The organism is Rhizobium sp. 2YAF20, assembly GCF_052114685.1.
Taxonomy (GTDB): domain Bacteria; phylum Pseudomonadota; class Alphaproteobacteria; order Rhizobiales; family Rhizobiaceae; genus Rhizobium.
Window position 1 is genome coordinate 1 of the sequence record NZ_JBFRFF010000060.1, and the last position, 22,562, is coordinate 22,562.

Sequence of the window (22,562 nt, forward strand, 5' to 3'; positions counted from 1 at the left end):
GGTCTTGTGTGTCTATCGCCAGGTGCAGGTCTTGAAAAAGGCCGCAGCCGGATCGAACAAATCGGCTAAGCAGGTCGCGATCGTCTCTTACGACGAGAAGCCTGGGATCCAGGCSATCGCGACGACGGCGCCGGATTTGCCGCCCGTGCCAGGCGTCCATCCGACCTTTGCGCGCGATTTTGAATATAAGCGTCATGGCACGCTCAGCCTGTTGGCTGGAATTGATCTGCTGACAGGCAAGGTCCACGCGCTCGTCAAGGACCGCCACCGCAGCCGCGAGTTCATCGAATTCCTCAAGCTGCTCGATGCCGCCTATCCGGCCGGCACCGCGATCAGGTTGATCCTCGACAATCATTCCGCACACATCTCGAAAGAAACCAAAGCCTGGCTCGATAGACAACCGGCAGGCCGCTTCGAATTTACCTTCACCCCCAAACACGGCTCCTGGCTTAACCTGATCGAGGGCTTCTTCTCCAAGTTCGCCCGCTCCGTCCTGCGCCACATCCGGGTGAGTTCAAAGCACGAGCTCAGGGAACGCATCATGGCCGGTATCGACGACGTCAATAGCCACCCCGTCATCCATACTTGGTCCTACAAGCTCGCCGAGGCTTGATAGGATTCGAACCAAGAAAACGCGCTACTAGTGAGGCGGAGGTCGTCTGCGAGTAGTTGGCAGACCCGAATATCCCTCGAACGCTACACTTCAATAACCATCCGATTTGCGCGCAGCACCTTGTCTGGGTTACATTATCAACAGACGTGCAGCGGGTACTGTAAACTTATCGGCCTCGGGTCAAAGAATGGCCGGGAGACGTGGCATCAGGCTACCTGGAGATGGGCGATCTCGCTCCACGTCTGCATCGCGGCGGCCCGTAGTTCGCGATAATGGTGAGATGGAATGTCGTGACGCGGAATTTGGAAAAGGTTGGTGATCGGGTCGTGGATGGAAACGAAACGCTGAAGCTGTCGCGCTGATTTGAAGCGCTTCATGATCCGCTCTCGCCTTCGGATCGGCTGATGGGAGTTTTCTGCTCGATTGTTCAATCCCTTGTGCGAGCGATGCTCACGCCTGGCATGATCTCCCGCTTGGCCGCACCGTAGGATCGAAGTTTGTCAGTGATCATCACACGCGGCGAACGCCCTTGTCCTTTCAGAAGCTTTCGCATCAAACGCTTTGCAGCCTTGGCATTGCGGCGACTTTGCACCAGAACGTCAAGGACGAAGCCATCCTGATCGACAGCGCGCCAAAGCCAGTGTTTCTTACCGGCGATGGTAATGACAACCTCATCGAGGTGCCACTTATCGCCGAGCCTGCCGGCCGATCGCTTGCGGATATCATTGGCGAAGTGTCTGCCGAATTTTTCCGCCCACAGCCTCACGGTCTGGTGAGAGACGTTGATGCCACGCGCTGCCAGCAAATCCTCGACCATGCGCAGGCTGAGCGGAAACCGGAAATACAGCCACACGGCATGGGCAATCACGTCCGCTGGAAATCGGTGACGACGATAGAGAGGGGCACGGACGAATGAGGTCATGCCGCCAGATCCCACTTCTTGATTCGACGTTCGGTTAACTTGACGTTGCCGTGCAACCAGCTGACCACGCTTAGCCCAGCACCGCATATCGCGCGCATTAGAAAGAGGAGGCAAGATCGATCATCTGCTGATGCTCAATGTTGGAGGCAAGGCCCCGGTCGGGGAACCTTCGATGGAATTGAGTGGCCGACTACGTCGATGCCCGTGATTAGATAGAAGCAGCCCCAGGCGTACACACGGAAATGCGGTATCCAACCCGCGTATAAGAGTTTGCAAACGTCGTCTTGAGGCCCTGTCTCCTACATTGCGCATTAGCTACAACATGCAGGACCAGCCATTATTGGCTGGAAGAACAGTCGTGGCCACGCCGCTTGCAAATGAACATAAGAATTCTATGGGTTCGAAAGAAAGCCAGTGGAAATCCACGGCACGAAAATTATCAGCAGCAATGCGCCAAAAAGTGCCAGAAGATGCGGCCACACCTTTCCAATAACATCGTCTGGTGAAACGCGTCCGATGGCGCAGGCGAGATAGAATCCGACACCGAATGGCGGCGAGAAGAGCCCGAAGCCCATCGCGAAGACGGCGATGATGGCGTAGTGGACTTCATTTACGCCAAGAAAATGGGCAACAGGAAACAGCAGCGGTCCGAACAGAACGATGGCGGGGACACCTTCGAGGACACTTCCCAAAATGACGAAGCCCAAGGCGGAGATCAGCAGGAAACCGATTTTTCCGCCCGGAACGCCCTGCACCAGATCCACCAAAGTCTGGGAAAACCCAGATTGTGTGAGGGCCCAGCCCATCGCCGTCGCAGCACCTACAACAAGAAGAATTGAGCCGGATAGGCACGAAGCATCGACTAGCATTGGGTAAATCTTGCGCCAGTCCAACTGCCGGTAGAAGAGGGCGCCGACGAGGAGTGCGTATATGATACCGATCGTGGCGACCTCGGTAGCGGTGGCGACACCCTCTACGACGGCGGTGCGGATGACGATCGGAAGCCCGAGCCCAGGAATGGCGGCCAGAAAAAGCTTTAGCTTGGTCTTTCCGTCTGTCTTGCGAGCACGGCTAGTGTCTTCGTCTCGTGTTTGTATGAAGACAACGACGCAAAGCGCCAGCATGCCGATAAATGCCGGAAGAAGGCCGGCTGTAAACAAAGCGGCGATGGAGACGCCTGTCACTGAGCCTACCGTGATCAGCACGATCGACGGGGGTATCGTTTCCGACATGACCGCGGATGCGGAAAGCAGAGAGACGAGATCGCTCTCGCGATTGCCGCGCCTTTTCATTTCAGGAAAAAGGGCAGGGACCACCGCAGCCATATCGGCGGCCTTGGCGCCGGATATCCCTGAAACAAGATAAACCGCCCCGAGCAGCACATATTGCAATCCGCCCCGCAGGTGGCCGATCAGCGAGACGAGAAAGGCAATCATCGCCTGCGCCAACCCTGCCGCTTCGATGATGGAGCCGAGGAATACAAACATCGGGACGGCAAGCAGAATAATGGGCGACATGCCCTCGCTCATCCTGCCCGGGATGATCGAGAGCGGTACCCAGCTTGCAAAATTCAGATAGGCGAGGGTGGCGAGCACGAATGCGAACCCGATCGGCACGCCAAGGACGATGGCGCAAAGGACAATACCAAGGAAGAAGATCAGCAAGCTGTAATTGCCGATAGTGTCGAACCAGGGCGCAGCAAGCTGAAAAACGGCAAAAATGATGGCAAGGAAGACCAGGCTTGATATCACTCTAAGAACCGTGGTCGATCGCAGCATCCTGTCGACGGCTGTGACGAGCATCAATACAATCCCCACCAGCATCGCGGCCTCACGCCAAGCTTCGCTGATTTGCAGGACCGGCGTGAGACTGATGATGCGCTCCTCGACATGCTGCCATGTCGGCACAACCATAGCGGCAAGAAGTGCTGAGACGATCACCGTGGCCAGCGCTTCGGCTCGTTTTTGCCATGCCGGAGACAACTTGCGAACGAATGCGGTAAGCCGCATATGTTGGCCCCGTCTGAGCGCAACGACGGAACCGAACATCGATAACCAAATGAAGAGAATTGTCGCCACTTCGTCCGACCAGACGAGGGGGCTGTGGAGCAGGTATCTACCGGTTGTCGCACAGCCGAGAAGAATAACTTCGGCCAGCACCAATGCTGCTGCGACGGCCTCAACAAAGTTTCCCAACAACGTGTCAACCCGTCGAAGTGCTCCGCCATGAGCGAGAGTCTCTGCCTTGGCCGCCGAAGTCATGATCCGTATCCCTCGAAATATTCGCTGACTCAACCAACACGACTTCGAACTTGAGGAAGCCGGCATTGAAAGCAGAAGTAGCGTCTTTTTGAATGACAGCATAACGCATGCGGCAACGCCCGCACGCGTTATGCTGCTTTTACGTCAGAGCGTGCCGACATCTTTTTCCAGCAAACTCCACGCTTCAGCACCGAAGGTTTCTTTCCACTTCGAGTAGAACCCTGCCTTGGCGAGTGTCTCCCGGAAGGGAGCGGTGTCTACCGTGTTGAACTGGACGCCAGCAGCCTTGATATCGACGATCGCTTTCTCATTCAGGGCTTTGACATCAGCACGCTCGCTCATGGCCGCGGTGGTCAGTTCCTCGGTGATAACAGTTCGTGCATCGGCTGGTATCGCTTGCCAACGCCGGTTGTTGCAGAAGATATGATGGCCATCCCAGATGTGGCCAGTCAGGGAGACATATTTCTGCACTTCGTAAAGTTTGGAGCTTTGGATAAGCGCCAGAGGATTTTCTTCCCCATCGACGATATGTGTCTGGAGCGCCGCGTACAGTTCACCGAAATTGATCGGTGTGGGCGCTGCGCCGAGCGTCTGGAAAAGCGTAACCCAGAGCTGGTTGCCAGGGACGCGAATCTTTAGTCCATTGAGGTCCTCAGGCTTTGTGATCGGCTTGGCGCTGGTGGTGATGTTTCGGTATCCGTTGTCGAGCATCTTCGGGAATACAAACAGACCAACATCGAGAAATGTTTTGCGGACGTGATCTCCGAGCTCCCCATCCATAGCTTTCCAGACATGGTCATAGGTCGGAAATGCAAACGCCACCGCATTAATACTCGCGACAGCTACAACCGTTTGGTTGACACCCGATGTCGACATCAGGTCAAGGGCTCCACCACGGACCTGCGTAAACATATCGGATTCGCCGCCCAGCTGACTGCTCGGGTAAACCTGGAGATCAATTGCCCCGTCGGATCGGGTAGCAATCGCCTTGGATGCTTCGATGATGCGGATAACACCGGGATGGCTTGCCGGGAAAGCGGTGCCGTATCGCAGTCTTATTTTAGGTGCTGCCAGCGAGAGACTTGGACTGGCAAGGGCGCTCGCTACAGCCCCAAGCGTAAGTGCCCCAAAAGTTCTGCGAGATATCATCACGGGTTCCTCCCTTAGAATTAATCGTATGGTGCAACTGGCGCTTTCCCTGGTAATTCCTCCCATAGACAGCGCCGGAATTTCGACATCGGCCTCGATGCAGCCGGCTCTTTCGACCGGCCGGCAAGTATTTTTCGGGGGCCCTGTGCAAAGTTTTAAGACTTGGATGCCAGCATCGATGGCGGCTGCTGGCTTGCGTCTCCGCCTCGTCGGCACATGCTCCGGAGCATCGCGTGCTCCCAGCTGTACGGCGTGGCGGATATCATTCAACGACGACTGCTTGGCCAAAAAAATCGGCGGAATCTCTCCCTCTCACCGCGTCGGACCGATAGTTAACCAGCCCAAAGTACTCTCCTGCGCGCAGGTTGTAATACTACCATGGTACTATGTCAACTTCGCATACGAGGGCAAGGCAAACACCTTAGTTCTGCAATATCCAAATCGCCGACGCGGCCTGCGATCAAAGGCATGTATGTCAAATAATCTTATTTCGGTGGGTGCAAACGAAAGGGTACCGCCTGAGAAATTGCCGGAGATGTTGCCGACAGCCAGCTCCAGTACCCGCAGTGAAGCTACATGATCGGCCATCCGATGGGTTCCCTCGGAGGAGGATCGCTACGCACCTACTCGACCGCAAGTCATCTCTCGATAAGGTCGGCTCGCTGAACGCTCAATCGCCGCGCTGTGCGCAGCACCTCCTGTAAATGCGCCGTCATGGCGCTACTCGCGTGCTCCGGTTCCTGGCGTTCGATTGCATGAACGATCTCCCAGTGCTGTGCCAGAAGCGTCTTCAAGTGAGCAGGATCGGGGAGGCTTAGATAGCGGACGCGATCCATCTGCAGTTTCACCGTCTGAATGACACGCCAGCTTTTGGATAAGCCGGCTTCCTCGCAAAAGCTTTTGTGAAAAGCTTCGTCAAGCTCGAGGAAGAGGTCGCCATTTCTATCTGCCACAGCAATTTCCTGGCGGGCAAGATTTGCCTTAATGTCGGTCAAGAACTGCGATGAACACTGTCCGGCAAGCCGCTTCACCACTGCGACCTCAAGCGACTCGCGGATGAACTGAGCCTCTTCTACATCCTTGAGGCGTATGGGCGCTACGAAACTTCCGCGTTGTGGCAATATGTCGATCAGTCCTTCGTCGGCCAGACGGATCAATGCTTCCCGGACTGGTGTTCGGCTGACCCCGAGTTGCAGTGACAGATCCTTTTCACTCAGCGCTTCGGAAGGCAGCATTGCAAGCGTCGTAATGGCCCGTCGGACACGCTCGTAAACCTGCGGTGCGATAGGCTGGCGAATGTTGATTGCTTCGAGCCCCTCGATGCCGGAGACCACCGTGCCCTCGTCCCCTGCTGGTTCTTCCACACGGCGTCCCTTTGCCATAATCGATCCTCCGCGCGACGAATGCCGCCATCACTCGCAAATCGCATATCTGTTCCAAGCAGTCTACCACGGATCTTGACATGCTACCATGGCAGTATATCTTGTTTGGTGGGAGCGGAGGAGTGTCGACTACGGTCCGTCAGGAGCTTCGCTTGGGCGGATGCCATTGTGCAGCCAGTCGTTAAACGATCTGCCGCCGACCCTAAGGTCTCAACAGGAGCGTGGCCTTCTAACAGGGAGCTGGAGGAGAGAGAACCCATGAATGACATTTACAACAGGACAGCCATTGCTCTTGGCGTCGCACTTTTGACAACGACTTCTATGGTCGGTCTCGCACGAGCAGCGGATGGTGTTGCGACCGGCGATACCGCTGGCAAGAAGATCGCATTCAGCAATTCCTATGCCGGCAACTCATTTCGCCAGGTGATGATCAAGAGCTTCGAGGAGATGGGTGCCAAGGCGAAGGCCGATGGAAAGATCGCCGATACGGCGGTCGTCAGCGCCAACAACTCGGTTACCGAGCAGGCCTCGCAGATCCAGAACCTGATCCTGCAAGGCTATGACGCGATCATCGTTCTCGCAGGCTCCGATACGGCACTCAACGGTGCGATCAAGGACGCCTGCGATGCCGGTATCGTTGTCGTGGCCTTTGCCAGCGGTGTGACCGAACCTTGCGCTTACGTGGTCGACTACAACCTCGATTCCTATGCCAAGGCCGAGCTTGATTTCATCAAGGGCAAGCAGGGCGACAAGCCGGCGAATATCCTTGAAATCCGCGGCATGGCGGGTGATGGCTTCGACAAGCGCCTGCATGATGGTGTCATCAAGGCGCTGGCCGCGCACCCGACCTACAAGAGCGTCGGTGAAGTCTACGGTCAGTGGACCGCAACGGTCGCGCAGAAGGAAGTCTCCGGCATTCTACCATCTCTGCCGAAGGTCGATGCAGTTCTGACCCAGGGCGGTGATGGCTATGGCGCGGCGCAGGCCTTCAAGGCGGCAAAGCGCGATCTGCCGATCATCATCATGGGCAATCGCCAGGACGAACTGGCGCTCTGGAAGCAGGAGCATGACGCTTCCGGATACGAGACCTTCTCGCTCGGTGCAACCCCCTCGGTCTCGCAGGTGGCTTTCTGGGTTGCGCAGCAGATTCTGGCCGGCAAGAAGGTGCCGAAATTTGTCGAAGTGCCCTTGCTACAGATCAATCAGCCGGATCTCGATGCCTGGCTGAAGACGGTGCCAGAAGGTGGCGTGGTCAATGCGCAGTACCCGCAGGATCTCGTTGGCAAGATTATCGACGCCAATGCCGACAAGACCGCTCTTCCGGCTGTTCCAGCACCGAAGTGAGACGTAACAGATGAATGACCTCGCAACTCCCTTGTCGGCTCCGGAGGCGGCGGAAACGCTGATCGACGTGCGCGATGTCCGTAAAAGCTACGGCGCGGTGCATGCGCTCGGCGGCGTCGACTTCCATCTCCGCTCCGGCGAAGTGGTTGGCTTGGTCGGTCATAACGGCGCCGGTAAATCGACTCTGATGAATGTTCTGTCGGGCGCTGTCCAGCGCACGGCAGGCAGCTTTCGCTATGCCGGGAACGATATCGACATCTGGAATGCAGCGCACGCTCAATCGGTTGGTTTGCGCTGCATCTTCCAGGAACTATCGCTTTGCGCAAATCTTTCCGCGGCCGAGAATTCCCGTATCGTTCACCTGCAACTGCGCGGCTTCGGCTGGCGTAGGCGGGCGCGTGATCTTATCACTAGATCGCTGGACGAGATTTTCCCCAGCCACGGCATCGATCCGGACGCAAAGATTTCGGAGCTGTCGATAGGCTCGCGGCAGATGGTGGAAATCGCCCGTGCTTTCACCGAAACAGATATTACCGTGCGCTGCGTCATTCTCGACGAGCCGACATCGTCTCTTGGCCACCAGGCGACAGAGCAGCTGCTTGCCTATATCCGCAAAGCAGCGTCGCAGGGGGTGGCCTGCATCCTGATCACGCATCGGCTGAACGAAATCATCGCGGTCTGCAATCGCGCCGTCGTCATGGTCGACGGCAAGATCGTCGCCGAGCGCGCGACGATGGGCCTGTCGCGTTCCAATCTGGTTGAGATGATGGGGAGCATCGAGACGACCCATGACCATAGGCAAAATCAGCAGCCGCGCACCTACGGCGCCCGTCAGATTGATCATCCGGGTTTGGATGCCGTCGATCGTCCGGTCCAGGCCGCCGCCGGCGAGATCATCGGATTCGCAGGTCTCGACGGCCACGGCCAGCGCGAGAGGATGCGGGCTATTTTTACGGCAATCGAAAAGGGCGGCAAGATGCGCTCGGCCTATGTCGCCGGCGACCGTGGTCTCGAAGGCGTGTTCGGATTGTGGTCGATCGCCGATAATCTGACCATCCGCAGTCTCAATGCCTTGCAGCAGTACGGCTTTGTTTCGAACGCCGCAGCAAGGGGACTGGCCGGTAAATGGTCGGCGCGCCTCAAGGTCAAGGCGGCGTCCATCGATACGCCGATCCTGTCGCTGAGTGGCGGCAATCAGCAGAAGGTGCTTTTCGCCCGCGCGCTCGCCTCCGATGCCAGTGTTATTTTTCTCGATGATCCGATGCGTGGCGTCGATGTCGGCACCAAGCAGGAGGTCTATCAATTGATCCGCAGCGAAGCCGAGCGAGGCCGAACCTTCATCTGGTACACGACGGAGATGGAGGAGCTCAACAATTGCGACCGGCTCTACGTGTTCCGCGAGGGGCGGGCTGTGGAGGAGATCGAGGGATCTGCCATCGATCCTGGTCGCATTCTCGAAGCGTCCTTTGGAGGCGCTCATGGCTGACGTCATGATCCGACCCACGACATCGAGCCGTCCGGCCCGGCTGACCACAGCCCTGCACGTTGGGCTGCCGGCTGTAACGCTGGTTCTCATGCTGGCCGTGATCTTCTGGATACGGCCGTCGGCAATGAGCTATTTCGGCTTCACGCTGCTGTTCAAGCTGGCGACGCCGCTGGTATTTGCGGCTTTGGCGCAGATGCTGATTATCATGCTGGGTGATATTGATCTATCGAACGGCGCTTTCGTCGGCCTCATCACCTGCATTACCGCGCTGAACCTTGACGCCAATCCTCTGCTGGCAATCCTCCTCTACTTCGTGACCATTGCCGTCTACGCGGGGATCGGTCTGCTGATCCACATTCGGCAGCTGCCCTCGATCATCGTCACGCTTGGCATGTCGTTCATCTGGCTCGGTATTGCCATTATCGTGCTGCCATCGCCCGGTGGTATGGCGCCGGCATGGCTCGCGGGCTTTATGAGCTGGCGGCCGCCATTCATCCCGTTACCTATCCTGCTTGCGGTGATCGCCGCTGCGGTGGGCCATCTTGTCATAACGCGATCGTCCTACGGCGCAGTGCTGCGTGGTGCGGGCGCCAACCCGCGGGCGATCGAGCGCGCCGGCTGGTCCACGACCCGCATCCGCGTCCTCGTTTATACGGCGGCGGGCGTGCTTGCCTGCCTGGCCGGGATTTCGCTGACGGGCCTGACGACATCAGGCGATCCAAATGTAGCGCCGGCCTATACGCTCCTCGGCGTCGGTGCAGTCATCTTGGGCGGCGGCTCGTTCAACGGCGGCGTCGTATCGCCGGTCGGCACGGTCATCGGTGCGCTAACCCTCTCCCTGGCCGGATCCCTGCTGAGCTTCCTGCAAGTGCCGCCGACCTGGCAGATCGGGGCACAAGGCGGGATCCTCTTTCTCGTCCTTGCCGGACGCGTGCTCCTGTCGGAGAAAAAGTCATGACCTCTCGTTTATCGCTTGCGCCATGGACTTACGGCTTCATCGTCGCTCTCGTGATGTGGATCGCCACGACAGCCTATGCGGGCTTGGGCAGCGCCGAGGCGACATTGACCGCCGCACTGACCTTCGGTGCCTTTAGCGTGCTGGTCGGCACTGGGCAGATGCTGGTCATCGCCTCCGGGCCAGGCAACATCGATCTTTCGGTACCGTCGGTGCTGACCCTCGCGGCCTACGTGTCGATGTTGGTGATGAAAGCGCAGGACAGCATGTTGTTGGCTGGGCTCGTCACCGCGATCGGGGTGGGTGCGGTCGCCGGCATGCTCAATTTCCTGGCTATCACACTTCTGCGGCTGCCACCGATCATCGCAACGCTGGCTTGGAGCTTCGTCTTCCAGTCCTTCGCCTTCAATCTCGGCGGCGAGGCGACACTGAAGCCACCGGCGATGGTTGCAGCGTTTACCCAATGGCGGATGGGTGGTATTCCACTTATGCCGTTCGCCATCATGCTCCTGACCGCAGTCACCATGCTAATTCTCGCCCGTGGCGTGTGGGGTCGTCGTCTACTTGCCGTGGGCCAGAGCGAGCCTGCAGCGCGACTTGCCGGCATCTCGGCTGGGCGCGTCCGGTTGATTGCCTACAGTCTTTGCGGCGCCGCAGGCGGTCTCGCCGGGTTCCTCTTGTCCGGTTTCTCGGGTGGGGCAGCCTTGAACATGGGCGATGTCTATCTGCTGGAGTCAATTGCGGTCGTGGTTCTTGGCGGCACAAGCGTCGCTGGTGGCCAGGCCAATGCGGTCGGCATCTGGGGTGCGGCGCTGTTCTTCAATCTGATGGCGACGATGCTGAACACATTCCAGATGCAGGCGGGCTTCCGCTTTGTGCTGACCGGCGCCTTGATCATCCTCATCGTGGCGATCGCGCCGCGGCCGCGGGTTGCCTGACATGGCTGAAATCAACGCGCTCGCAAAGCTTTTCGGCAATGACCAATTCAGCTTCATCGATCTGACGCATCCGATGAAGGAAGGAATGCCGGTCTGGCGGACACATCCGCCATTCTGCCAGGACGTGATCGAGAGCTACGACGACGGCGATCTCGCCTGCAATCATTCACTATGCCTCAGCGAGCATTCCGGCACGCATTTCGATGCGCCTCTGCATTTCATAAAAGGCGCCAAGTCCATTGCCGATATTCCTCTTCAACAATTTTTTGGCCGCATGGCGACGATCAGCGCACAGGATTGCGCGCCCTGTGAGGCCGTCGGTGTCGACAGAATTCTGGATTTTGAAGACCTTCATGGGCCGATCGAGACAGACGATGCGGTATTTTTCCATTTTGGTTGGGACCGCTTTTGGAACGATGCTTTGCATCAGGATCGCTTTCTCAAGGATTGGCCTGGCCTGTCACAAGCCGCCAGCGAATACCTCCTGGACAAAGACGTCCGCATCGTGGGCTCTGATTGTCTTTCAATCGATCGCTACGGTAGCACCGACTTCCCAGCCCACAATATCCTTCTCGGTTCGGATGTCCTGATCGGCGAAAACTTCGCCAATCTCGGGCAGGTGCCGCCCTACTGCTTTCTGGCCGCGATGCCGCTGGCTATCGCCGGCGGGTCGGGTGCTCCGGCTCGGGCGGTTGCATTGGTCAGATCGCCAACGGCACCCAATCAAATGGCTGCTGCCTCATCGCAGGCAGACGTGAATTCAAGAGGTAAGGCATGAGACATACGTGGCGCTGGTTCGGGCCTGTCGACAAGGTAAGTGTGCGAGATGCTGCCCAAGCGGGAGCCCAGGGTATCGTCAGCGCGCTTCACCATGTGCCAACCGGAACGGCATGGACGGTCGAGGAGATCGCCAAGCGGCAAAGCGAGATCCGTACCGGCGGTCTGGAATGGGAACTCGTGGAGAGCATACCGATCTCCGAGAGCATCAAAACGATGTCCGACGATTGGAAGGTCCATATCGAGGCATGGAAGCAGAGCCTTCGTGCCGTGGCGAGCGCCGGAATTTTCACCGTCTGTTACAATTTCATGCCGGTCCTCGACTGGACGCGCACCGATCTTCGCTGGGAAACACCCAACGGCGCACGGGCCATGCGGTTCGACCTGATCGATTTCGTGGCGTTTGACATTCATGTTCTTCGGCGGCCTGCCGCTGCTGCGGATTATTCGGCTGAAGTGATCATGCAAGCGGATCGGCGATACAAGACGATGTCGGCGGACAAGATCGCCGCACTCTCGCGCAATATCGGTGCCGGGCTCCCGGGCTCTTCCGACGGCTACAGCATCGGCGAATTGCGCCAGGCGCTGGCGCGCTATGCCGCCGTCGATGCCAGTACATTGCGTGCCAACCTGATCACCTTCCTTTCGGAAGTGGTGCCGGTTGCCGAGGAGTTGGGAATGCGCCTGTGTGCCCACGGCGATGATCCGCCATGGCCGTTGCTTGGATTGCCGCGGGTATTGTCGACAGAGGCGGATTATCTCGAAGTGCTTGGAGCCGTGGACAGTGTTGCTAACGGTGTCACCTTCTGCACGGGATCGCTCGGCGTGCGTGCTGACAACGATCTGCCAGCAATGGTGAAGCGTCTCGCCTCTCGCGTTCACTTCGTGCATCTGCGTAATGTTCGACGTGAAGAGGAAACCACACCCTGCTCCTTCTTCGAAGACGAGCATCTGGGAGGCAACACCGACATGGTTGCTGTTATCGCCGCGATTGTTTCGGAGGAAAATCGCCGCAAGGTGGAGGGCCGCAGTGACCACCAGATCTTCATGCGCCCCGACCACGGTCAGGAAATCCTGGACGATCTGACGCGCGGCGCCCAGCCTGGATATCCGGCAATCGGTCGGCTCAAGGGGCTAGCGGAATTGCGCGGTATCGAACGGACGCTCGCGCACAAGACCTATGGGCTGGCATAACCATGGACCGCTTGAACGCACGAACAACTATACCGGAGGGCGTTCAGGCGCCCGGTTACGATCGATCGGCGCTGAAGCCCGGCATCGTCCACATCGGTATTGGCGCATTTCATCGAGCACATCAGGCCGTCTACACCGATGATGCGCTTGCGCAAGAGTTTGGTGACTGGGGGATCGTCGGGGCAAGCCTGCGGTCGACCGGGATCGTGCAAGCACTGAGGGAGCAGGATTGTCTCCACAGCGTCATCACCCGCGACCGCTCTGGCGACAGCGCCCGGATTGTTGGCTCAACCGTCAAGGCGATCGCAGCAACAGAAGATCCCGAGGCACTGCTGTCTTACCTTTCCGATCCGGCGATCAGGATTGTCATGCTGACGGTGAGCGAAAAGGCCTACGGGCTCGACGCCCAGACCGGAGGTCTTGATATCACCCATTCCGCCGTCGCCCACGACCTGTCCTGTCCGCGGGAGCCGGTGGGCGCAATCGGCTTTCTGACCGAGGGCCTGGCGCGACGGCATGAGCAGGGGCATCAGCCGTTCACGGTGCTTTGCTGTGACAACCTTCCGGGCAACGGCCACATCGTCCGTCGGCTGGTGCTCGAAATGGCCACTCGCCGCGATACGGATCTCAGCAAATGGATCGAGACCGAAGGCCGCTTCCCGTCAAGCATGGTGGACCGCATCGTGCCGGCAGCAACCGCTGCGACGCGGGAGCGTGCGGCTGGCATCACTGGAGCACGGGACGAACTGGCGCTTGAGACGGAACCGTTCACGCAATGGGTGATCGAAGACAGTTTCGTCTCCGGTCGCCCGCTTTGGGAGGCGGGTGGCGCACTCCTCGTCGATGCAGTCGAACCTTATGAGAAGATGAAACTCAGGCTTCTCAACGGCTCACACTCTTTGATCGCCTATCTGGGCCAGCTGCGTGGGCTGGAGTATGTACGTGACGTCATGGCTGACGCCGACTATCAGCAGATCGTCCGCCGTCATATGCTGGCGGCGCTGCCGACGCTGGATCCTGTGCCCGGCATCGACCTAGCTGCCTACATCGACCAGTTGATTGCCCGGTTCGCAAATCCAGCTATTGCTCACCGCACGGCGCAGATTGCGATGGACGGCACGCAGAAACTGCCGCAGCGCATCTTTGCTCCGGCTTCCGATGCACTGGCGGCTGGACATGACGCCGATACCTTTGCCTACGCAACGGCCCTCTGGATCGGTTATGTCCTGCGTGCTGAAAAGGTCGATGATCCGCGAGCGGTTGAGCTGTCCGAGGCGGCCAGCCAAACGACGGAGAACGGTGGCAATCTGGCGCCGTTTTTCGATCTTCCCGGCCTTTTCCCACCAGCACTCAAGACGGATCACGCCTGGCACCATCGCGTCCGTTCGCATCTGAAAACCATTCAGGCAGAATAAACGATATTCCTGGGCGAACTCTCGCGGAGTCCTGCGCCAGGCAAACCAACAGCGGAGAAATCATGGTCACGATATCGGTACTGGAACCCCATAAGCTCGCCGTAGATCAGCGCGAGGCACAGCCGCCAGCCGAAGGCGAGGTCGCCATCCAGGTCATCAGGGCCGGCATCTGCGGCTCGGATATGCATATTCTCCATGGTTCAAATCCCTTTGTCACCTATCCTCGGATCATAGGCCACGAGTTCGCTGGCATCGTCACAGCGGTTGGTCGCGACGTCTCTCATCTTGCGATCGGCGATCATGTGGTCGCCGACCCCGTGATATCCTGCGGAGAATGCCACCCATGCCGGATCGGCCGTTCGAATGTATGCGCCAAACTGCAGGTTATCGGCGTCCATCGCGACGGCGGCTTCCGCTCGGTTGCGACTGTCCCACAGGAAAATGCGGTCAAGATATCGCCAGCGCTGGGATTCGGCCTCGCGGCGCTGGCCGAGCCGTTGGCAGTCGCCTCGAACGTTCTCTGGCGAACGGAATGTACCGCGGATGATGTTGTGATGATCTATGGCGCCGGGACCGTCGGAATTACGGTACTTCAAGTAGCAAAAATGCGCGGCGCACGCTGTATCATTGCTGATATCGACCCGCAGCGCCTGGAGCGGGCCCTGGAATTTGGCGCCGATGTCGTCATCAACTCGAGGGATAAATCGGTGCCCGCCGAAGTGGCTGGCGAGATGGATGGTCTGGGGCCATCGGTCGTCATCGATGGTGCGGGAATACCGGCACTGCTGGACGAGGCCTGCCGCATTGCCGGACCTGCAGGGCGCATTGGGCTTCTCGGTTTCTCGACGGCACCATGCAATGTCAGCCAGCAGGAAATCGTCCGCAAGGAGCTCAGCCTCGTCGGCTCGCGCTTGAACAGGCGTTTCATCCCCGAGGTCGTGCAATGGCTGGAAGCGGGCCAGCTGAAGCCGATGGACATGATTACCCAGACATTCGCGGCGGCCGACGCTCGTCAGGCCTTCGAGCTTGTCGAGAAACATCCGGAGCAGACGCTGAAAGTGCAACTCGCTTTTGATGCCTGATTGGGCTTGCGGTATCTGATGATCATGATGATGGCATAACATCAAGAAGAGCCTGAGCGTTACAGCTCTTAATGGTCGAAGGCCCCTCCCCGATCCAGTGCGATTTCATGGCGGTTGTCCACCCCATGGCTGGGTAAATTCGCCCAGTCTCATTCATCCTGATGATGACGAGACACCTTCTCACCTCTCGGTGAAAGCGATGTCCCAAAGCAAGTCGATTTGCTGAGTTTCAACGAAACGAAAAGATGAGCTCCGCTGCGATTGTGAAAACTGCCAGTGCAGGCGGAAGGCCAAGAGTCCCGAAAAACCGCCAACTAGCAGCTTCAGGCTTCCGTGCGCCAGACATCGTGCTTCAAGTGTGATCCAGAGAAGAACTGCCGCATGCGGCGGTACGGCTGTCGAACAATGAAGGTCCTTCTGTTTTATAGCTCTATTCCTGTACATGATCTGACACACGAGCGTTTGGCAGCGCAGAACAATTGCCAACCGGCCAGCACGCGCGGTTGGCTAATAGGGCGGGGATGAGGTCAGGTGGTTTCGGGCGAGACGATCGCCGGCGGCAGGCATATGCGTATATGCACACTACGGACCAAGCTCAGATTTCGAGGGCGTAGTAGGTGAATCCGCCATCGCTTTTTCCGACGCCGGAGATCGCCTCATTGACCTTTTCGAGTGACCAAACCATCGCCGTCATCACCGACATGTCGATTATGCCGGAGCCGATCATTGCGGCGATTTCCATACCTTCGGCCGCAGTGAACCAAACCGAACCGATGAGTTCCATTTGCTCGTCCATCCACCATTTCACATCGACAGGCAGGGGGCCGGAGGTGCCGCCGATATTGACGATGCGGCCGCCTCGCTTAACACCGCCCATGGCATCCAACATGGAATCGAGGGGTGCTTTCGCACCGAGGGTGTCGAGCATGAGGTCAGCCCCTCTGCCGCCAGTTTGCTCTTTCACGAATGCCCCTGACGATCCCAGCGTATTGGAAAATGTCACGATCCTATCCGGGGCGAGAGCCTTCAATCGCTCCAAAAGACGTTCGCCTCTCGCCACGGCATAGATTTTCCCGATGCCCATCGCCAGAGCAAAGAGCGTTGCCCCGAGCCCCAGCGTGCCGGTTGCCCCGTTTATGATCAGCGTTTTGCCCATTAGGGCGCCGCACTTCTTCAAGGCTGCATACGAGGTGCCCAGGTAACCCATTCGAGAGCCTTGGACGAAACTCATATTGTCAGGAATTTTGATGACCTGGGCTTGCGGTGCGAGCATGAACTCTGCGAACCCTCCATATGGGTAGCGGGCAAACATCTCCAAGCTTTTAGGGTTGTAACCGAAATATCCCCCCAAGGTCCAATGTTCACACGCTTGCGGCCTGCCGGACGAGCAGTGATGGCACGCACCACAGAACCGTCCCGGGTTCACATAGACGCGGTCGCCGGGCTTGAGGTTGACGACCTGCGGCCCGACCTGATGGACGATGCCACTGGGATCAAGGCCATGTATCGCCGGGCGCGGCGGCAACGGCATCTGTGGATACCAAGTTTCCCAGTTCGCAAGGACGTTGGCGAGGTTGGGCACCATCCCGCAGGCCTTCACCTCGACAACGACATCCGAACCCATCGCGACTGGACGTTCGACCTTGTCGATTGACATCGGATGGCCGACTGCGTGCAAGCGAGCGGCGCGCATCAAATGCGTCATGTTTTCCTCCCACGTTTTCAAAGATTGCTTCGTATTGACATTCTATATCGACTACGAATACCGTACAGTATCTGGAAAGGCAAGCCCGAGTCGAGTATTTTCATCGAACGCGATGAGCTGCCGACGGACATATGAGGAGGAAACGATGCATCTGGTTCTGGTTGATTGGCTGCGCATCCTGTGCGGGATTTGGCTCGTCCCCCATCTCATCGGCAAGGGATTGCACTACGACAGAGCCGCCCTCACGTTCGACGCCGCCGGCTTCAAACCTGGAAACCTGTTCGTCTGCATCACCATGGCAATGGAGGCCGCTGCCGCAATCGGCTTGACGTTCTCCATCTATCCGCGAATAGCGGCGGCCGTTGGCGCGCTCGTCTTGTTGGGGGCGGGATATGCCGTCGTCAAAATTAACGGACCCAATTGGCGTTGGCAGAAGATGGGTCCGGAGTATCCGATCTTCTGGGCGTTGATTTGTTTGCTCACGGCTATTGTGTGACAAATGGTTTTTGAGGTACGCCTCAGTGTCTGGATACGGCATTGACGGGATAAGCGAATGGCACGGCTGACACGTGAGCAAAGTCAGGCTCTTACGAGAGGGAAACTTCTTGAATCGGCCTACGAGGTGATGGCGCGCTTCGGCTACGCTGGAGCGTCGATCGAGAGAATCGCAGAGGAGGCGGGGTTTTCGAAGGGCGCGTTCTACTCGAATTTTGCCAACAAGGAGGATATTTTCCTCCAACTCCTCGCAGGAAACGCAGGTGGCGACGTTGTCGAACTGGCGAAGCTTTTGGGGGAATGCGATGAGCCGGCGCAATTAATCGATGTGTTGGCAAACTGGGCGAACAATCGCGGAGATGATCGCAGATGGGGCATGCTGGCGATTGAACTCCTGCGCCGGGCGCAACATGACCATACGCTTGGAGATCGCCACATCAAGCTCTTCCGCGACCAGTGGGAGGGCGTTGGGCAAATCCTGATCCACAAGTTGGATCTGGCGGTGCAGCCACCTGCCAGCCCTTTCTACATCGGCGGTATCGTGTTGGAACTCACATATGGTGGTATCTCCAGTTTTCTGAAAGACGGGGCGCCCGGCGACATGGTTAGGATTGTTCTCGGAGACATGTATCGCGCTTCGCGCAGCGCCAAGGCAGTAGCCGAATTCTGATATTCAAAACGGCAAGAGCCCTGTTTCCGCTTGGGAGGTGGGTGCGCTCAACGGCGAGACTGGCCGGCCAAGTTCAAACAAGGCCAGTGAACCAGGAACGTTGGGCCTTATCAGTCACTTGTTCCACGTCAGCTTTCCTTGCACGGGACTTCACACCGAATGACCCTTATTGTTGCTGCAAAACCAGACGACACCCAATCCTTCTTTTGATGCACTAGCGCTTGCAAGGGCACGACGAGGCGCGAGAACTGCCGCTCCAACCATAGCCGGCTCTCTTGCCCGGCTGGCTCGTGCAGCCTTGGAGATGACGGTCAACGACGGGTGAGCTCGTAAAAAAGGCCGCCCAATCGGCTCCTTCCCGGACGATCGAACTGTTGGCGGTCCGACACGCAGGCGAAAATCGTGGAGATGGAAGAGGCTTGACAGGAAGAAACTCAAAGACTAACTTGTATCTGAAATCCAATTGGTATGTGAATATTGACTGGTATCTAGCGGCCGATAGGCTGTAGCGCTGTTGAGGAGCAGCCGGGAAAGGGGGGCTTCCTTGCATAAAACCAGATCGAAAGAAATTCAGGATTGACTTGCTTTACGGCGAACTAGGCCACGAAAGCGAGACCGTACTTGTGATCGCGCATGCTTTTGAAGCGACGCACGATTTCGTTTCTCTGTAAAATCGGAAATTATTCATGTCCGGACTTGGCGACTCCCCACAGGAGGTGCTGATCGTGTCCGCACTCGCGGTCATGATTGTTGCGCTTGCACTATCGGCAATTCTGCGCTGGCGAGGGTCTGTTGCCCCAACGGACCTGCTGCCGGCTACCGCCTTCCTGGCGGCCTATGTTCTCGTCTATAACAAGATACCGGCATTCCCTCCTGTCGGAGCCGTGAACAAGGTGTTCTATCTCGCACTGCTGGGCACATTGCTCGGAGCAGCTGTCGAACTTTTGAGGTGGCATGTCATCTCCCGTGCCCTGGCGCTGATCCAGCCCGTCGTCGCAGCCGTCTACATCGGTCAGCCCCGTTTAGGCGTTGCGATCTGGGAGGTCGTGTTGGCGGCGCTCGCTGGGCTGGCGGTCGCCCTTTTGCTATTCAGCACAACCGAAGCCGACGGTGAAGCCGACATAAAACGCGGTGGTCTCGTTGTTGTCGTCAGCCTTGGTTTCGCCCCGTTGGCGCTACTTGGAGCCTCGTCGTCCACATTTCAGCTCTGCCTACTCTTTGCAGCCGCGAACTTCGGGATCCTTGTCGTGCACGTGATAACCAAGCCGGCTTTCCGCTTCGGGGGTGCATCGATTTTAGGGGCCTGGGGCGGCCTAGTGGCCGTCGTCGACACTGTCGTGCTCATCACACGCAAAGCCGACCTTGTCGCCGCGTTGGTACTCGGTTTGAGCGTGGTGATGCCACGGCTTGTTTCGAACATGGCCTGCCGCGCGCTTGGGATTTCGGGGCGGTTGGCTCGTCTGATCGTCTATTTTGGACTGGCGATCCTGCCAGCCGCTGCCGCGGTCCTCGTGGCATTTGTAAACTACGGCTCGAGTTTTCCCATTTAACAAAGGAGGAGAATGAAATGAACAGCAGACTGACAGGACTGGTTCTTGCGGCATCTTTCCTGGCAGGGTCGATATACCCCGCCTGGGCCGCGAAGTTCGACATCGACCCCGTGCACTCCGGCATCGCCTTCTATATCGATCATCTGGGCTTTTCCCGGGTGATCGGCGTGGCGAGGGAATTTTCTGGTTCCTTCGATTTTGATGCGACCAAACCAGAGACGAGCAGCCTTGGCGTCAAGGTAAGCGTCGCTGCGATATCCACCAACAATAAGCAGCGCGATGGCGACATCCAGGGCGCTGACTGGTTCAACGCTACCGAGTTCCCGGACATCACTTTCGTTGGCAAGGAGTTCAAGAAATCAACCGACACATCGGGAGAGATCATGGGTGATCTTACGATTGCTGGCGTCACCAAATCGACAACTCTTGACGTCACGTTCAACAAGGAAGGCCAGAACCCGTGGGACAAGAGCCACGTCGTTGGCTTCAGTGCCGCAACCAAGATCAAGCGCAGCGATTTCGGCATGAAGGCGGCGCTGGGAATGATCGGCGACGAGGTTGACCTGGTCATTCAGGTCGAGGGACGCGAGCATCAGGGATAGTCGGCCACCTGATTAATGGATAAAAGATTTCGCTCTCGAGGCAGGCATCGCCGTTAGCGTGCGGCGGTGCCTTTTTTCGGTCGTTCACAAACCCGGTCGCCGCTCCGCGGCGAGTGAACGGCCTCGCTGCCAACCTAGACCGCCAGGCGTCGCACATCGAGAGCCGGTCTTCTGCTCGGATTGTTCTCCCAAGTGGAATCGAGACGGCATCTCGCCAAGTTCGGCACTCCCTTCCGCCTCTCGATGATCGCGAAGCCGCACGCCAGCCGAGACACCGTGGCACCTGCGGCACGACGGGTCGTGCGTTGGAATGCCAAGGAGGCCCGCCATTAAAGAATCTGACAGATTCAGATACTTTTCGGTATGCAAATTCAAAGTGGTATGTTAAATGATCGCGGTCTGCAGCGTGACATGAGGGATGTGTGAAACCGAGAAAGCCGAATCTTCCGTTCTTGGCCCTGCACTGGCCGCTCTGAACATGCCGTCGGTGGCGGCATAGGATTCGGTACAACCGCATTTTCGCAGCGCACCTCAAGCTCTCGGGCCAGGCAACCAGAGTTTCGGCACGCTTCCTTCTCAGGAAGCCGGCCTCCCGAATGCGGCGCGGACCAGAACGAGGCACAAACGCGATCGTCGAAGGGATGGACCAATGCCGACACTCGAAACCACAGTCATCATCAATGCGTCCGCACAACTTGTTTGGAGCGCTCTCGACGACTTGGAGAGATATCCAGAGTGGAACGAAATCATCCCGGATCTCAAGGGTTGCACTATCGTCGGAGAACGCGTTTCCGGCACACTGAAACAGGACAATACTCCGGACATACCGATAAATCCCGTTCTGACCCGCATCGTGGGTGCTCGGGAACTTAGATGGCTGAGCGAGGCTCCTGGCGGCGTATTTTCCGCTGAACACATTTTTATTCTCGAGCCGACCGAGGATGGCACCACCCGTCTGTTGCACAACGAGGTTTTTGGTGGCCCCGTCGCCGATGAACGCTGGCCGAATATAGATCGCAACACCCGTGCCGCGTATGAAAAGTTCAACAGGTTGTTGAAAGCGCGCGCTGAAGAACTCGGACGGGAGGCGCTGCTACTCCATCCGGCGACGGGTAAGGATGCGAGTTCGAAAATTGCCTGCAGTCTGCTGCGTTGCCGCTGCCAACGCGATCCCGTCGAGGTCACCGTCAGTGGCCCAACATATCACAATCACCTTTGTGGATGCTCGAAATGCTGGAAACCAGAAGGATCGCTCTTCGCCCAAGTCGCGGTCACACCAGCTGGGTCGGTCGAGGAGAAACAGAACGTAGAAAAGCTCTCCATCGTCGACGCGATGCAGAAGATCGAGCGGTACGCTTGTCGTGAATGCGGCGCCCATATTGTTGGCCGGGTGACGGACAAGGAGCATCATTTCTATGGCCTGGAGTTCATCCACCCGGAACTTGCAGACAATGGGGCGCAGCCACCGATCGAGTTTGCAGCGTTCGCCTCCTCTCTTGTGGAAAGCGGAACATCTCCGTCTTCGATGCACGCAATTCGCAGACAACTGCGAGGACTTTCGATCCCCGCTTACGACGCCTTTTCTCCGGAGCTCATGGACGTCATTGCTTGGCACAGGGTGAAGTTGGCGCAGTCGATCCCGACGATCGCCGATTCGAAGAACTGAAGGAGGAGTCCATAATGGACGTACGCGCCGCCGTTGCCGTTCAGGCAGGAAAACCGCTGGAGATCATGACGGTTCAGCTCGAAGGCCCTCGTGCCGGCGAAGTGCTGATCGAGGTCAAGGCGACCGGGATCTGCCACACCGATGACTTCACCCTGTCCGGTGCCGATCCCGAAGGGCTTTTCCCCGCCATTCTCGGCCATGAGGGCGCCGGCATCGTCGTTGACGTCGGCCCCGGCGTCACCTCCGTCAAGAAGGGCGATCACGTCATTCCGCTCTATACGCCGGAATGCCGCCAGTGCCCCTCCTGCCTGTCGCGCAAGACCAACCTGTGCACCGCCATTCGTTCGACCCAGGGT

The 22,562-nt window shown here is 57.9% G+C and carries 19 protein-coding genes and 1 pseudogene; 15 read left to right on the forward strand and 5 right to left on the reverse strand.

Annotated features, from left to right (window positions below; translation table 11 throughout):
• The coding region (locus tag AB4Z52_RS33445; RefSeq protein ID WP_442222150.1) for an IS630 family transposase at nucleotides 1–613 on the forward strand (613 nt) is incomplete at its 5' end.
• 206 nt (nucleotides 614–819) lie between these two features.
• On the opposite strand, the pseudogene AB4Z52_RS33450 reads toward AB4Z52_RS33445, so the two are convergent.
• The 4 genes and pseudogenes from AB4Z52_RS33450 to AB4Z52_RS33465 form a co-directional block, all read right to left on the reverse strand.
• Nucleotides 820–1,535 (reverse strand): annotated as a pseudogene (locus tag AB4Z52_RS33450) (IS6 family transposase).
• A 392-nt stretch (nucleotides 1,536–1,927) separates the two neighbouring features.
• Nucleotides 1,928–3,796 carry a TRAP transporter large permease gene (locus tag AB4Z52_RS33455; protein ID WP_442222151.1) on the reverse strand — a complete coding sequence of 623 codons (1,869 nt, stop codon included), beginning with the start codon at nucleotides 3,794–3,796 and terminating at the stop codon, nucleotides 1,928–1,930.
• 144 nt (nucleotides 3,797–3,940) lie between these two features.
• Complete coding sequence (locus tag AB4Z52_RS33460) at nucleotides 3,941–5,215, reverse strand: TRAP transporter substrate-binding protein (protein ID WP_442222152.1); 1,275 nt, start codon at nucleotides 5,213–5,215, stop codon at nucleotides 3,941–3,943.
• Nucleotides 5,216–5,583: 368 nt separating this feature from the next.
• Nucleotides 5,584–6,327: a GntR family transcriptional regulator gene (locus AB4Z52_RS33465; protein ID WP_442222153.1), complete on the reverse strand. Its 744-nt coding sequence runs from the start codon at nucleotides 6,325–6,327 to the stop codon at nucleotides 5,584–5,586.
• Nucleotides 6,328–6,585: 258 nt separating this feature from the next.
• On the opposite strand from AB4Z52_RS33465, the gene AB4Z52_RS33470 reads away from it, so the two are divergent.
• The 8 genes from AB4Z52_RS33470 (at nucleotide 6,586) to AB4Z52_RS33505 (ending at nucleotide 15,518) form a co-directional block, all read left to right on the forward strand.
• Nucleotides 6,586–7,671, forward strand: coding sequence for an ABC transporter substrate-binding protein (locus AB4Z52_RS33470; RefSeq protein ID WP_442222154.1), 1,086 nt, complete (start codon nucleotides 6,586–6,588; stop codon nucleotides 7,669–7,671).
• A 10-nt stretch (nucleotides 7,672–7,681) separates the two neighbouring features.
• Nucleotides 7,682–9,157 carry a sugar ABC transporter ATP-binding protein gene (locus tag AB4Z52_RS33475; protein ID WP_442222155.1) on the forward strand — a complete coding sequence of 492 codons (1,476 nt, stop codon included), beginning with the start codon at nucleotides 7,682–7,684 and terminating at the stop codon, nucleotides 9,155–9,157.
• Nucleotides 9,150–10,115 carry an ABC transporter permease gene (locus AB4Z52_RS33480; RefSeq protein ID WP_442222156.1) on the forward strand — a complete coding sequence of 322 codons (966 nt, stop codon included), beginning with the start codon at nucleotides 9,150–9,152 and terminating at the stop codon, nucleotides 10,113–10,115. The genes AB4Z52_RS33475 and AB4Z52_RS33480 overlap by 8 nt, the downstream gene beginning before the upstream one ends.
• A complete protein-coding gene (locus AB4Z52_RS33485; RefSeq protein ID WP_442222157.1) occupies nucleotides 10,112–11,050 on the forward strand; it encodes an ABC transporter permease in 939 nt (312 codons plus the stop codon). Before AB4Z52_RS33480 ends, AB4Z52_RS33485 begins: the two co-directional genes overlap by 4 nt.
• Nucleotide 11,051: 1 nt before the next feature.
• Nucleotides 11,052–11,828: a cyclase family protein gene (locus AB4Z52_RS33490; protein ID WP_442222158.1), complete on the forward strand. Its 777-nt coding sequence runs from the start codon at nucleotides 11,052–11,054 to the stop codon at nucleotides 11,826–11,828.
• On the forward strand, nucleotides 11,825–13,021 hold the full coding sequence (gene uxuA / locus AB4Z52_RS33495; protein ID WP_442222159.1) for a mannonate dehydratase: 1,197 nt from the start codon (nucleotides 11,825–11,827) through the stop codon (nucleotides 13,019–13,021). The genes AB4Z52_RS33490 and uxuA overlap by 4 nt, the downstream gene beginning before the upstream one ends.
• Before the next feature lie 2 nt (nucleotides 13,022–13,023).
• Entirely contained in the window at nucleotides 13,024–14,436 is a 1,413-nt protein-coding gene (locus AB4Z52_RS33500) for a mannitol dehydrogenase family protein (protein WP_442222160.1), read from the forward strand.
• A 62-nt stretch (nucleotides 14,437–14,498) separates the two neighbouring features.
• A complete protein-coding gene (locus AB4Z52_RS33505; RefSeq protein ID WP_442222161.1) occupies nucleotides 14,499–15,518 on the forward strand; it encodes a Zn-dependent oxidoreductase in 1,020 nt (339 codons plus the stop codon).
• Nucleotides 15,519–16,113: 595 nt separating this feature from the next.
• On the opposite strand, the gene AB4Z52_RS33510 is transcribed toward AB4Z52_RS33505, so the two are convergent.
• Entirely contained in the window at nucleotides 16,114–17,223 is a 1,110-nt protein-coding gene (locus tag AB4Z52_RS33510; RefSeq protein ID WP_442222162.1) for an alcohol dehydrogenase catalytic domain-containing protein, read from the reverse strand.
• Nucleotides 17,224–17,368: 145 nt separating this feature from the next.
• On the opposite strand from AB4Z52_RS33510, the gene AB4Z52_RS33515 reads away from it, so the two are divergent.
• The 6 genes from AB4Z52_RS33515 to AB4Z52_RS33540 form a co-directional block, all read left to right on the forward strand.
• Complete coding sequence (locus tag AB4Z52_RS33515; RefSeq protein WP_442222163.1) at nucleotides 17,369–17,719, forward strand: DoxX family membrane protein; 351 nt, start codon at nucleotides 17,369–17,371, stop codon at nucleotides 17,717–17,719.
• 57 nt (nucleotides 17,720–17,776) lie between these two features.
• Complete coding sequence (locus tag AB4Z52_RS33520; RefSeq protein ID WP_442222164.1) at nucleotides 17,777–18,388, forward strand: TetR/AcrR family transcriptional regulator; 612 nt, start codon at nucleotides 17,777–17,779, stop codon at nucleotides 18,386–18,388.
• 686 nt (nucleotides 18,389–19,074) lie between these two features.
• A complete protein-coding gene (locus tag AB4Z52_RS33525) occupies nucleotides 19,075–19,938 on the forward strand; it encodes a hypothetical protein (protein ID WP_442222165.1) in 864 nt (287 codons plus the stop codon).
• Nucleotides 19,939–19,955: 17 nt separating this feature from the next.
• Nucleotides 19,956–20,540: a YceI family protein gene (locus tag AB4Z52_RS33530; RefSeq protein WP_442222166.1), complete on the forward strand. Its 585-nt coding sequence runs from the start codon at nucleotides 19,956–19,958 to the stop codon at nucleotides 20,538–20,540.
• Between the two features lie 649 nt (nucleotides 20,541–21,189).
• The gene (locus tag AB4Z52_RS33535; RefSeq protein WP_442222167.1) at nucleotides 21,190–22,206 is read left to right on the forward strand and encodes an SRPBCC family protein; all 1,017 of its coding nucleotides are present in this window, start codon (nucleotides 21,190–21,192) and stop codon (nucleotides 22,204–22,206) included.
• 14 nt (nucleotides 22,207–22,220) lie between these two features.
• A partial coding sequence (locus tag AB4Z52_RS33540; protein ID WP_442222168.1) for an alcohol dehydrogenase catalytic domain-containing protein occupies nucleotides 22,221–22,562 on the forward strand: 342 nt, incomplete at its 3' end.

Coding starts and splice junctions, on each gene's coding strand:
- AB4Z52_RS33455 (WP_442222151.1), bottom strand. CDS start 3,796: ATGACTTCGGCGGCCAAGGCAGAGACTCTCGCTCATGGCGGAGCACTT.
- AB4Z52_RS33465 (WP_442222153.1), bottom strand. CDS start 6,327: ATGGCAAAGGGACGCCGTGTGGAAGAACCAGCAGGGGACGAGGGCACG.
- AB4Z52_RS33470 (WP_442222154.1), top strand. CDS start 6,586: ATGAATGACATTTACAACAGGACAGCCATTGCTCTTGGCGTCGCACTT.
- AB4Z52_RS33475 (WP_442222155.1), top strand. CDS start 7,682: ATGAATGACCTCGCAACTCCCTTGTCGGCTCCGGAGGCGGCGGAAACG.
- AB4Z52_RS33480 (WP_442222156.1), top strand. CDS start 9,150: ATGGCTGACGTCATGATCCGACCCACGACATCGAGCCGTCCGGCCCGG.
- AB4Z52_RS33485 (WP_442222157.1), top strand. CDS start 10,112: ATGACCTCTCGTTTATCGCTTGCGCCATGGACTTACGGCTTCATCGTC.
- AB4Z52_RS33490 (WP_442222158.1), top strand. CDS start 11,052: ATGGCTGAAATCAACGCGCTCGCAAAGCTTTTCGGCAATGACCAATTC.
- uxuA (WP_442222159.1), top strand. CDS start 11,825: ATGAGACATACGTGGCGCTGGTTCGGGCCTGTCGACAAGGTAAGTGTG.
- AB4Z52_RS33500 (WP_442222160.1), top strand. CDS start 13,024: ATGGACCGCTTGAACGCACGAACAACTATACCGGAGGGCGTTCAGGCG.
- AB4Z52_RS33505 (WP_442222161.1), top strand. CDS start 14,499: ATGGTCACGATATCGGTACTGGAACCCCATAAGCTCGCCGTAGATCAG.
- AB4Z52_RS33510 (WP_442222162.1), bottom strand. CDS start 17,223: ATGACGCATTTGATGCGCGCCGCTCGCTTGCACGCAGTCGGCCATCCG.
- AB4Z52_RS33515 (WP_442222163.1), top strand. CDS start 17,369: ATGCATCTGGTTCTGGTTGATTGGCTGCGCATCCTGTGCGGGATTTGG.
- AB4Z52_RS33520 (WP_442222164.1), top strand. CDS start 17,777: ATGGCACGGCTGACACGTGAGCAAAGTCAGGCTCTTACGAGAGGGAAA.
- AB4Z52_RS33525 (WP_442222165.1), top strand. CDS start 19,075: ATGTCCGGACTTGGCGACTCCCCACAGGAGGTGCTGATCGTGTCCGCA.
- AB4Z52_RS33530 (WP_442222166.1), top strand. CDS start 19,956: ATGAACAGCAGACTGACAGGACTGGTTCTTGCGGCATCTTTCCTGGCA.
- AB4Z52_RS33535 (WP_442222167.1), top strand. CDS start 21,190: ATGCCGACACTCGAAACCACAGTCATCATCAATGCGTCCGCACAACTT.